The 12,016-nt window shown below is 42.0% G+C and carries 12 protein-coding genes and 1 riboswitch; of the genes, 7 read left to right on the top strand and 5 right to left on the bottom strand.

Annotated elements, in window-relative coordinates:
* Positions 1–65: 65 nt before the first annotated feature.
* Positions 66–1,940, bottom strand: coding sequence for a molecular chaperone HtpG (htpG, locus tag WD019_RS15940; protein ID WP_425712134.1), 1,875 nt, complete (start codon positions 1,938–1,940; stop codon positions 66–68).
* Between the two features lie 257 nt (positions 1,941–2,197).
* A complete protein-coding gene (locus tag WD019_RS15935) occupies positions 2,198–2,875 on the bottom strand; it encodes a YdeI/OmpD-associated family protein (RefSeq protein ID WP_026678741.1) in 678 nt (225 codons plus the stop codon).
* 174 nt (positions 2,876–3,049) lie between these two features.
* Between WD019_RS15935 and WD019_RS15930 the strand changes: the two genes are divergently transcribed.
* The 7 genes from WD019_RS15930 (at position 3,050) to WD019_RS15900 (ending at position 8,673) form a co-directional block, all read left to right on the top strand.
* Positions 3,050–3,532, top strand: coding sequence for a DUF2975 domain-containing protein (locus tag WD019_RS15930; protein WP_026678742.1), 483 nt, complete (start codon positions 3,050–3,052; stop codon positions 3,530–3,532).
* Positions 3,533–3,542: 10 nt separating this feature from the next.
* Positions 3,543–3,764: a helix-turn-helix domain-containing protein gene (locus WD019_RS15925; protein ID WP_026678743.1), complete on the top strand. Its 222-nt coding sequence runs from the start codon at positions 3,543–3,545 to the stop codon at positions 3,762–3,764.
* 54 nt (positions 3,765–3,818) lie between these two features.
* Entirely contained in the window at positions 3,819–4,610 is a 792-nt protein-coding gene (locus WD019_RS15920) for a DUF817 domain-containing protein (protein ID WP_425712133.1), read from the top strand.
* 430 nt (positions 4,611–5,040) lie between these two features.
* A complete protein-coding gene (locus WD019_RS15915; RefSeq protein WP_035351309.1) occupies positions 5,041–5,811 on the top strand; it encodes an ABC transporter permease subunit in 771 nt (256 codons plus the stop codon).
* A gap of 25 nt (positions 5,812–5,836) precedes the next feature.
* The gene (locus WD019_RS15910; protein ID WP_425712132.1) at positions 5,837–6,868 is read left to right on the top strand and encodes an aliphatic sulfonate ABC transporter substrate-binding protein; all 1,032 of its coding nucleotides are present in this window, start codon (positions 5,837–5,839) and stop codon (positions 6,866–6,868) included.
* Between the two features lie 15 nt (positions 6,869–6,883).
* Positions 6,884–7,684, top strand: coding sequence for an ABC transporter ATP-binding protein (locus WD019_RS15905; RefSeq protein WP_425712131.1), 801 nt, complete (start codon positions 6,884–6,886; stop codon positions 7,682–7,684).
* A gap of 56 nt (positions 7,685–7,740) precedes the next feature.
* A complete protein-coding gene (locus WD019_RS15900; RefSeq protein WP_425712130.1) occupies positions 7,741–8,673 on the top strand; it encodes a TauD/TfdA dioxygenase family protein in 933 nt (310 codons plus the stop codon).
* 329 nt (positions 8,674–9,002) lie between these two features.
* Here WD019_RS15900 and mmuM read toward each other — a convergent pair whose 3' ends face one another.
* The 3 genes from mmuM to WD019_RS15885 form a co-directional block, all read right to left on the bottom strand.
* Positions 9,003–9,962: a homocysteine S-methyltransferase gene (mmuM, locus tag WD019_RS15895; protein WP_425712129.1), complete on the bottom strand. Its 960-nt coding sequence runs from the start codon at positions 9,960–9,962 to the stop codon at positions 9,003–9,005.
* Positions 9,946–11,346, bottom strand: a complete 1,401-nt coding sequence (mmuP, locus tag WD019_RS15890; RefSeq protein WP_425712128.1) for an S-methylmethionine permease — start codon at positions 11,344–11,346, stop codon at positions 9,946–9,948. The genes mmuM and mmuP overlap by 17 nt, the downstream gene beginning before the upstream one ends.
* Before the next feature lie 83 nt (positions 11,347–11,429).
* Positions 11,430–11,535, bottom strand: a riboswitch (SAM riboswitch).
* Between the two features lie 88 nt (positions 11,536–11,623).
* Positions 11,624–11,995: a hypothetical protein gene (locus WD019_RS15885; RefSeq protein WP_425712127.1), complete on the bottom strand. Its 372-nt coding sequence runs from the start codon at positions 11,993–11,995 to the stop codon at positions 11,624–11,626.
* Between the last annotated feature and the right edge of the window lie 21 nt (positions 11,996–12,016).

Genomic DNA, 12,016 nt, shown 5'->3' with positions numbered 1-12,016 from the left:
TGAATTTTTCTCCAAATGAAAAAAGGAGAGCGCCCCCAAAACCGGGGACGCCCCTCTTCTCGCCATTAAACCATCACTTTGCAAATATCGTTTGTAAACTCGACCGGATCGTGTATAGGCAATCCTTCGATGAGCAAAGCCTGGTTGTATAACAAATTCGTATACAGTTTTACTTTTTCTTTATCCTGTTCAAACGCGGCTTTTAACGAAGCAAATACATCGTGGTTCACGTTGATCTCCAAAATCTTGTCCGCTTTAATGTTCTGGTTGTTCGGCATAGCGCTTAACACTTTTTCCATTTCAATCGAGACGTCACCTTCTGCTGCCAGGCATACCGGATGTGACTTTAACCGTTTTGAAACCCGGACATCTTTTACTTTGCCGGACAAAACTTCTTTCATGTAGTCAAGAAGCTCTTTATTTTCTTTCTCTTCGGTTTCTGTTTTGTTTTCGTTTTCTTCAATGCCTAAATCGCCGCTGGATACTGATTTGAACTCTTTCTCCTTGTAGGACATGAGCATTTTGATCGCGAATTCATCGACATCATCAGTGAAGTATAAAATTTCATAGCCTTTGTCGGCCACAAGCTCGGTTTGTGGCATTTTATCGATTCGTTCATTCGATTCGCCAGTCGCGTAATAAATGTATTTTTGGTCTTCTGGCATTCTTGATACGTATTCATCTAATGTGACCAGTTTCTTCTCTTTTGATGAGTAGAACATCAATAAGTCTTGCAGTGTTTCTTTATCCCGGCCGAAATCATTATAAATGCCGAATTTCAGCTGCCGGCCAAACGATTGATAGAAAGACTCGTATTTCTCGCGGTCATTTTTTAAGAGGCTTTCCAATTCTTTTTTGATTTTGCTCTTAATATTCTTTGCAATGAATTTCAACTGCTTATCTTGTTGCAAAATCTCCCTTGAAATGTTTAGTGACAAATCTTCTGAATCGACCATCCCTTTGACGAAGCTGAAATAGTCCGGGAGAAGATCCGGGCATTTTTCCATAATGAGCACGCCGTTGGAGTAGAGCTCCAGTCCTTTTTCAAACTCCTTCGAATAGTAATCAAATGGAATCCGCTCCGGAATGAATAAAATCGCATTATATCTTACAGTACCATCGACTTTAATATGAATATGCTTGATCGGGTTGTCAAAGCCGTATCGTTTTTCATGATAAAAATTCTTATAATCCTCTTCGGTCAGCTCATTTTTGTTCTTTCTCCAAATCGGAACCATGCTGTTGATCGTTTGTTCCTCTTTATAATCCTCGTACTCATTGTCGCTTCCTTCTTTCAGTCTTCTACCCGTTACATCCATCTTGATCGGGTAGCGAATGAAATCCGAGTACTTTTTAATAATTGCTTTTAAGCGGTATTCTTCAAGAAATTCATCATACTCTTCGTCTTCCGTATTTTCCTTGATTTTGAGAATGATCTCTGTGCCGACTGCTTCTTTTTCGAACGGCTCAATCGTATACCCGTCAGCACCTTCCGATTCCCATTTGTACGCTTCCTCTTGCCCGAGCGCCTTGCTGATGACCGTCACGCTGTCGGCAACCATGAAAGCAGAATAAAACCCGACGCCGAATTGTCCGATAATATCATGGCCATCTTTAATTTCATTTTCGTTTTTAAATGCAAGGGAACCGCTTTTGGCGATCGTGCCGAGGTTGTTCTCGAGCTCTTCTTTCGTCATGCCAATCCCAGTATCGGTAATTTTCAACGTCCGGCTATCTTTATCCGTTTCGACTTTAATAAAGTAGCTATCTTTATCAAACGTTAACGACTCATCCGTCAATGCTTTATAATAGATTTTGTCAATCGCATCGCTCGCGTTTGAAATCAGCTCACGCAAAAAGATCTCTTTATTGGAGTAAATCGAGTGGATCATCATGTCCAAAAGCCGTTTCGATTCTGCCTTGAATTCTTTCTTTTCCATTGAAATCTCCCCTTTCGCCACTTGAACTTTTTATGAAATAGGACCATAAACTTGCGACTACATTATTAGCACTCTTTCCCTTCGAGTGCTAACCACTTCTTAAATAACATACACTGTTGCCGGTGTCAATAACAATGTTTCACGTGTAACATTACTGGGAAGAGTAGAAGACGAAATAAAATAAAACGGACTTCACCTGAATTAAGGAAGTCCGTTTTTAGTAACGATCGCGCTTTTTAATTATATTCTAATGCCAATTATTTGGTATCAATGGCTTTACGATAAAGGTCCCGGCTTTTGTAACCGGCGCCGAGAATCATCTTCATCTCTTCGCGCCGTTTTGCTTTCGTCGCCTCTTGTTTTGCGCTGTACACATAACGGGCCCAGTCTTTTTGGTAGCCCGGGGTGAGGGATTGATAGAAGGCAAGCAATTCCGGGTGGTCCTTTAAATCGTTTTCCACTTCCGGGATCATTGCGGCATAATCATCCACACGTTGGCTTGCTTTCGCAGTTGCCTTATTTTTGTTTCGGGCCTCTTCCTTCAGTCCGACGACCGTAAACACATCATCCAACCCGACCATGCGCGCAAATTTAATCGTGCTATCCCCGACATAGCCATCTTCATCGGCGCCGAGCCCGGCCATTAAATCATCGCGGTGAATGAACGTTGGATATGCTTTATTCCCTTTTTTAGGATAAGCCAAAAAGAGATACCCGCCTTTATTCAATTGATTATGTTCGATAACGCGATTCACAAGTGCTTTTAAAGATTCCATATCGAGCACAAATGCAAAAATGAGATCATACGGGGCATCCTTAAGCTCCGTATCATAGCCGGCCAGCCCTTCAAAATAATCTGCCCCTTCCGGCAAATTCAATACCGCCGCTTTTTTATATTTCGTTAAGTTGAGCTTTTCCACGATTGTTTTAGCCATTGTTATTCCACCTATTACGCATCATCTTTTACCTTTAGTGTAAAAGTTATTCAAGTCATTGGCAAGTTGACTCCCCCAAACGATAATAATGTAATATAAATCAATATTTTTTTATTGTAAAACGATAAATGCCATGTTAAACTCAGACCACAATCATTAAGTGAGGTGCTTTTTATGCAACGAGTGTCAACGCTCTTCTTAAAAATAGCAGTTATTTTTATCGGGATTCCGGTTCTTGCATTGTGCATCTTTTTAGTTCCTGAGATTGGGAATATTGCAGCAAAATTGCTTCCTGAGTTTACTTCGATAAAATATTTCGTTTTCATCGTTTTTTATGCATCCGCGATACCTTTCTACTTTGCTTTATACCAGGCTTTCAAACTTTTACGCTATATTGACAAAAATAAAGCTTTCTCCGAATTGTCGGTAAAATCTTTAAAGAAAATTAAACACTGTGCCATCACAATCAGTACCTTGCATGTGTTGGTCTTGCCGCTCTTTTATCTCTTTGCTGAGAAAGACGACGCCCCGGGTGTCATCTTTATCGGAGTGGTTGTTCCTTTTGCTTCCATGGTAATCGCGGTCTTTGCGGCTTTACTTCAAAGGCTTTTAAAAGAGGCAATTGATATAAAATCAGAAAACGATTTAACGGTCTGAGGTGGATCACATGGCGATTATAATCAATATTGATGTGATGCTGGCCAAAAGGAAAATGAGCGTCACGGAACTCTCGGAGAAAGTTGGAATAACGATGGCTAATCTTTCTATTTTGAAAAATGGAAAGGCAAAGGCGATTCGATTATCAACCTTAGAGGCTATTTGTAAGGCTTTGGAATGTCAGCCCGGAGATATTTTAGAATACCGAAGTGATGAAGCCACACAGCATTAGTATATTAACCTTAAAAGAAAAATTTCTTTTTAAAAACCTTTGGAGGCGTCAATCATGAGAGCACTAAAACAACTCGTTCACTTTGGGTGGGAGCAGGCCCTATCCTGTTTGTTTCCTGTCGTTATTTTTGTCTCTTTGGCATTTACAAACTTCATCTCCCTTCCCTTCTTGCCACGTTATGACTGGCTGCTCATGATCTGCCTTCTAATGCAGTGGTGGATGGTGCGCTCCGGGCTCGAAACACGGGATGAACTAAAGGTGATCACTTTGTTCCATCTTATTGGACTTGCTCTTGAACTTTTCAAGGTACATATGGGCTCCTGGTCTTATCCGGAAGAAGGATATTCTAAACTATTTGGAGTTCCATTGTATAGCGGATTCATGTATGCAAGTGTAGCAAGTTACCTTTGCCAGGCATGGAGGAGGCTTAAGGTTGAACTAATCAAGTGGCCACCATTTTTGGTAGTAGTACCTCTTGCAGTTGCGATTTATTTGAATTTCTTTACCCACCATTATTGGATTGACGTCCGCCTGTGGTTATCCGGACTTGTGATTATTGTCTTTTGGCAATCATGGGTCACATACGAGGTTAATGGAACTCGTTACCGTATGCCACTCGCGCTCTCTTTTGTCCTCATCGGTTTTTTTATATGGATCGCGGAAAATATTGCAACGTTCTTTGGAGCCTGGGAATATCCAAATCAAACCGAATCATGGAGTCTCGTTCATCCAGGAAAGGTGAGTTCATGGCTCTTATTAGTAATTGTTAGCTTTCTTATCGTAGCGACGTTAAAGCAAGTTAAGGAGAAAAATTTCGCTCGTATGGAAACGAATCAATGTCTATAACTGTTTAGAACCCTCTTACAAAAATCCGGATCCTCTGTACAAATTTATGTTCGTTAGTATTGAAAAATCGGGCGAGATCGTTTTTTGGCAGTGTGTATGTAACGAATCTTTCGCGGTTCGGATCTAGGCCGGAATTAGCATTTGCTTCTGTTAGATATAAATAGTCATGTTCTTCTAAAAAGGAAAAAATTATTGACAAAAATAACCGGCTATTGTTAAACTAATTTCATAGTTAACCTATAGGAATTATAAGTATTAACTGACCAGATAAACTGGAGGCCCTTAGCATACACGATCAGTACAGATCATGTATGTTGTAGGGCTTTTTTTGTTTCCTTTTTAGGATCTTTTTCCGTATTTACATCCTTGAAGCGAAAGGAGATGAGTATCAGTGTCAAGACAAATTGATTTAGTTACAAATGACAAAAAGGTGGTGATTTCAACCAGGTGGGTTTCGGCTGGTACTATAATTGTCTTAATCTTATTATGGACGGCGGTTACAAGCTTTCAATGGATCGATCCGTTGTTTTTGCCTTCTCCGCATTCAGTATGGAGTGCATTCGTAGAACTGGTCAAAGACGGCTATAAGGGTTCTTCTTTAGGAACACATATCCTTAGCAGCCTCTATCGGTTGTTCATCTCCCTGCTGATCGTATTTATGACTGCTGTACCTCTTGGGGTGCTATGTGGGTACTCGAAATATATCCGCGCCATTTTTGATCCATTGATTGAGTTTTACCGGCCGCTTCCGCCATTAGCATACTATGCCTTATTAGTCCTTTGGTTAGGTATTGATGATACTTCAAAAATAGCACTGCTTTATCTTAGTGCATTTGCACCGTTGTTTATTGCTACTGTATTCAGTGTTCAAAAGGTTCCTCAAGATCTAATCAATGGGGCTCTCTCATTAGGAGCATCTAAATGGAAAGTACTCGTCTTTGTTATCTTTCCTGGCTGCTTGCCTGATATTATCACGGGTTTAAGAACAGCTGTTGGTGTTGCATATGCCACACTGGTAGCGGCGGAAATGGTTGCGGCCACTTCCGGAATTGGCTGGATGGTCCTGGATGCTAGTAAATACTTACGAAGCGATATTATTTTTGTCGGAATCATCATCATGGGCGGGATAGCCATGATCATGGATGCATTGATTCGACTCGTTCAACGTTACAAGTTTTCATGGGCGGGAACGCAAGAATAATAACGTTTAAAGGAGGCTTAACGAAATGTTTTTACGGAAAAAAGCAAGCTTATTCTTACTAACGATTCTATCAGTCATGCTGATTGGTTCATTGGCTGCCTGCTCTAAGCAAAAAACAGCATCCAGCTCCGAAAAGAATTCATCACTGCCGCAAGAGGTGCGCATCGGATATCAGGTTTCTCCAAGCGGAGAGCTATTGGCAAAAGCTCTTGGGTTATTAGAGAAAAAATATCCGGAAATAAAAGTGAAATGGATTCCGTTTGATTCAGGAAGAGATGTGAACAACGCAATGGCAAGCGGCAGTATAGATTTTGGAAATGTCGGAACGCCGCCTGCCTCCATCGGAATTGCCAAAGGATTGCCTTATCAAGTTTACAATGTGCACGATATCATTGCTGAGAGTGAAGCATTAGTTGTAAAAAATGGATCAGGCATTCAATCCATAAAAGACCTCAAGGGGAAAAAAATTGCAACCACTTTCAGTTCCACTTCCCATTACAGTTTGCTGGGTGCCCTGAAAGCAGAAGGGATTGATCCAGTGAAAGAAAAGATCACGATTTTAGATATGCTCCCAACTGATATTTATGCAGCTTGGAAAAGAAATGACATCGATGGTGCCTATATGTGGCAGCCAACACAGGCGAAGCTTGTGAATGAAGGAGGCAAAGTAATCATATCTTCGAAGAACCTGGCAGATAAAGGGGTTGTTACAGCAGATTTAGGCATTGTCCAAAAAGATTTTGCAAAAAAGTATCCTGGCTTTGTTAAAGAATATATCAAGGTTTTAAGTGAAGCGGTCCATTATTACCGGGATAAACCGAAAGAATCTTCCCAGCTGTTTTCCAAAGAGTTAGGACTGCCTCCTCAGGATAGTTTAAAAACCATGCAGCAAATCCTCTGGCTGGATGCCTCACAGCAGAAAAAATATATTGGGGATGCCGGGCAGAATGGAGAACTCGCCAAAGTATTAAAGGATACTGGTGATTTCATGGTTAAACAGAAAGCCATCCCATCATCCCCAGATTTAAAAAGTTATCAGCAAGGTTTACTAAAGTAGAAAGGAGGGATACGTATGTCCTTGCCCATTTCAGACGAAGTTGAGGAGAAAGTGCCAACAAATGAAACAGTCATCGAGACAAAGAACGTCCATTTATTCTATGAAGATTTCCATGTGTTAAAAGCTATTAATCTTAAAGTGTACCGAAATGATTTTGTTTGCGTGCTTGGTGCATCGGGGTGCGGGAAATCATCACTCCTTCATGTATTGGCCGGATTTTGCCAACCGGCATCCGGTGAAGTAACGGTTGGCGGCAAGCTGCATAAGAAACCAAATCCCGATGTCGGTGTCGTTTTTCAAGCCCCCAACTTATTTCCATGGCTCACAATTGAAAAGAACATTGCATTTGGGTTAAGAATGAAATCCATTTCGAAAGCGGAACGGAAGAGAATTGCTTCCCATTATATACAACTGGTAGGACTAGAGTCTTCTGCCAAGAGGTTGCCGCATCAACTTTCAGGAGGTATGAAACAAAGGGCCTCCATTGCCCGGACTTTGGCTGCGGATCCAAAGGTCATTTTAATGGATGAGCCATTTAGCGCCCTGGATGCATTGACCCGTAAGTCCATGCAAAGCCATCTCAAAGAAATTTGGAAACTGACAAAAAAATCGATCATTTTTATTACTCACGACGTGCATGAAGCTCTCCTGCTAGGAACCCGAATTGTCATTATGCATCCAGGCCCCGGGAGAATTACACTTGATATTCCTAACCCTTTAGCGAAAAAAAATGATCCACCGCAGCAGATTGAACAGTCAAAGGAATTTACTTATTTACGTGAATACTTGCTTTCTATCATACGCAATCCTCAGTAATCATGTCGGCTTAAAAATTTTATATCATTTACGTTCATTAGAGAGGAGAAAAACAAATGACTAAAGCGAATGTTGTTGATGCTTCCCGTCCATTGGCCATTTCCCGTAATCGTTATACAGGGACTCGGATTCTACGCCGTCTTCCCGAAGAGGTGGAAGCAAAACCATACAGCTTGTTTCAAGTGAAGCCATTAAGTCCTCTGATTGGGGCAGAAATTACCGGAGTCGATTTGCGAAATCCCCTTACTGCGGAAGTGAAAAATGAGCTGCACCGTGCCTTGCTGGAGTGGAAGGTCCTTTTCTTCCGGAACCAAGAAATTACAAGTGAACAACATATTGCTTTCGGCCGGAATTGGGGAGAACTGGAAGTCCATCCTTTCCTTCCAGAAGGCGATTTACCAGAGATTGTCCGATTTACGAAAGGAAAAACAGCTACAAGTTATGAAAACATTTGGCATAATGATGTCACATTCCGGCAGACGCCGGCCCGTGCCTCCATCCTCAGGGTGAGTAAAACTCCTCCATTGGGAGGCGATACACTATGGGCGGATACGGCAGCTGTCTATGATAATTTACCAGATAAAATCAAAGAGCGGATTAATGGTTTGACAGCTATTCATGATTTTACCCATGTGTTTGGTCACCAACTAAACGAAGAACAGTTAGCCTATTGGCAAAGAGAATACCCAGTTGCAGAGCACCCTGTAGTGATTAAACACCCAGATACGGGGAGAAAGACGTTATTTGTCAACCAGGATTTTACCGTTAAAATTGTTGGACTTGATGAGGCGGACAGTGAGGAACTGCTCCAGTTTCTGTTCCAGCAGATTCATATTCCAGAATATCAGGTAAGATTTAAATGGGAAGACAATTCCATTGCATTTTGGGATAATTTTGCCACGCAGCATTATGCAGTCGCAGATTATTATCCAAACGTGAGAATAGGGGAACGAGTGGCCATCGTTGGTAAACGGCCGATTGGTGTGTAAAGAAGATTTTTCGGAACGATACGGTCCTTTTGGAAGATTCTTCCGTAAGTAGTGATTACCATTTTAAAGCATTTGTTAATTATATCGATCCGCTGCCGGAATCCCATTTTTTAAATGATACGAGGCTGAATACTGTTTTCAACGTGGCGAAGCTGATTGTTAAGATGATTACAAAAATACAATAGGCTATAGATTCTAACAAAATAGTCGAAGCCCCCGCATTCAGAATGACTCTGAATATGGAGGCTTCATTGTTATGCGAAATTAATGAAAAGCACTTGTTACAAAAGCCACAGCGATAATCACCAGAGAGCAATGAAGCGTCCATTTTAAGGCATAACGCTAGAATTCCGCCATTTCTTTGAAAGCTCCCTGATATGGCGAGGAGTTGTTCTACAGCATCCTCCTATTATCTTGGCCCCCGCATGGTACCATTCTTCAGATTTTATTTCGAATTCGTTGCAAGATTCTTGCCCATGCCATGTCTTTGTTTCCGGATTGTAGGTTTCCCCGGAGTTCGGATAAACGATTATCGGCTTATTTGTGTTTGCGCTCAATTCTTTGATGGCTCCAGTTACAACTGCCGCTGGCGCGCAATTCACGCCAATTGCGATAACTTGCTTGCTATTGTCAAACACCCGCGCACATTCCGCAAGCGCAGTCCCATCGCTTATCTCCTTCTCATTTTTCAAAGAAAAAGAAAGCCAGGCATACGCGTCTGGAAAATCCCGCAATAAAGCATCTAAAACGTTTGCTTCTTGAAAGGAAGGGATCGTTTCAAATGCTAATAAATCGGCACCCGCTTCAATCAACGCAGACATTCTTGGACGGTGAAATTCCGCCAATGTTTCGTCTTCCACGCCATAATCGCCTACATACTCTGAACCATCCGCAAGATAAGCCCCATAAGGTCCAACGGATGCGGCAACTAACGGCTTCGGCCTGTTGCTTTGTGCATGTTCCTCCCAAAAATCGTCTCTTGCTTTTTGAGCGAGCCACACTGTTTGCTTAATCAACTCCATAGCGTCTTTCTCTTGAATCCCCCGCCCGGAAAAACCATCAATCGTCGCCTGGTAGCTTGCCGTGATGGCACAGTCTGCCCCGGCGCGGAAATAGTCAGAATGAACTTGATAGATCAATTCTGGATTTTCAAGCAATACACGCGCAGACCATAGGGGGTCGTCCAAATTGCATCCATGTGACTCCAGTTCTGTGGCTAAAGCTCCATCAAGGATCATCATTCGATATTGAGATATGATAGCATCAATCGGGTTAATTTTGTTCGGCATAATCCGCGCCCCTTTTCTTTAAAGATTGTGTAAGATAATAGCTTCCATAGCAAAACAATATAAATGGAATGCCGCAATACAACGCAATTCGTTGGGTAGGGTCGAAGGCGATCCCAATGCATGAGGCAAGGCATAGGATAAAAGAAGCGATGGGCACGAGCGGATATAGCGGCGCTCGATAGGCCAAATCCTTTACGGACTTCCCTTCTTTAATATATTGCCTGCGAAATAGAAACTGTGAAGCACTGATGCTCATCCAAACTGCAACCACTGCCAAACCCGAAATGGAGACAAGCACGATGTACACAGTATCTGGTGCAACAATGCTTGACAATAAAGCCAAAGCCCCGCCTAACATGCTGAAAATGACCGCATTGATAGGAACGCCTCGTTTTGTCAATTTTGCGAAAAATGGAGATATCGTGTTCTTGTTTGCCAGTGACCAAAGCATTCTGGAGGAGGCGTAAAGGCCCGAGTTTGCAGCGGATAAAATGGCAGTCAGTATGACAAAGTTCATAATGTCCCCTGAATAAGGCACGCCAATTCGTTCAAGGACCGTGACAAAAGGGCTCTTGGCCACTCCTGCATCGGAAACAGGCAATAATGCGGATAATACAACGATTGTCCCTACAAAAAAGATGATCAATCTCCACAAGGTCGTGCGTATCGCCTTCGGTATCGTTTTTTCTGGATTTGCTGTTTCACCAGCTGCAATCCCTATCAATTCCGTTCCAGAAAAAGCGAAATTAACTGCGAGCATTGTCATGATCAGGCTAAAAGCGCCATGAGGAAATAGACCTGCTTGATTAAAATTAGAAAAGAGCGGGGCCGATTCTGAATGGGCCATTGGAAGAAGGCCGGCCATCGCCGCCCCCCCTAAAACGATAAATATTACAATGGCCACTACTTTGACCGATGCGAACCAGAATTCAGATTCAGCAAAAAATTTAACCGTGAGCACATTCAATACAAAGATTAAAATGGCAAAAAATGCGCTCCATACCCAGACATTGATGAAAGGAAACCATCTTTGCATAAGCAATCCAGCAGCGGTGAATTCTGAACCTAAGGCGACGGTCCAGGTTAGCCAATAGAGCCAGGCCACTGTATATCCTGTTCCCGGCCCAATGTATTTGGCGGCATAGCTATGAAATGCACCCGTTTCGGGCATATGAACAGAAAGCTCCCCTAAACATAGCATGACTAGATAGACGACCAGCGCACCAATCAAGTAGGAAAGAATCGTGCCAAACGGTCCAGCTTGCTGAATCGTGTAGCCCGAACTTAAAAACAATCCAGTTCCAATTACCCCGCCCAGTGAAAGCATAACTAAGTGGCGCGTTTTCATTTTTCTTTGAAATTCTTGTTGCCTATTTTTGTCCATTCCTGCTCTCCTTACGTTTCTATCCAGAAAAAACAAAAACGCACCCTGCTAAGAGTGCGCTGCTGACAAATAAAAAACGTATGCTCTTATCTATCAGGATCATCACCCGCTGGAATTAGCACAGTGTCTAAAAGCAGACCTGTTGCTGAGGTTTCATAAGGCCAGTCCCTCCACCTCTCTGGATAAGAAATATTTTTTATAACCTTATCAATTGATGCAAAGATTGTCAAGATTCTATAAAACTATTTTTTATGAGTATTATTCGTTCCCTCGTCTATTAATGGATGACAGTTGGACCAACCAATGCCGCTGGTTCCTCCCCTAATGCCAGCTTGCTAATATTTGCGTAACTAATTTGTTTATACGAGTCGAGCAATTGTTTTAATTCCGAGAATCTCTCATCTGTCTTTAACTTTTCGATTTCCTGGCGATAGATCGACAACACATAATCATCCTGGCACCTCGGCTGAAATTTGCCCGGCTCTTCATCCATTAATAAAGACCCCATAAATTGGTATCCAAACTGTAATTGGCGAGTCAGACGAATAACATTTAAAAATTTCTTATGAATGGATGGCTTTGTTGCATTTAATTTCTCAATCGCCAATTGTGCATTTTTCAATTCATCGTAACTTGATGCGATCAGCATGCTCAATCTCTCCTTTTAATT

It is taken from the genome of Fictibacillus sp. Mic-4 (genome assembly GCF_049843615.1).
Classification (GTDB): Bacteria; Bacillota; Bacilli; order Bacillales; family Fictibacillaceae; genus Fictibacillus_A; species Fictibacillus_A gelatini.
Note: the sequence above shows the minus strand (reverse complement) of the source record. Positions and strands in the feature narration are given on the sequence as shown.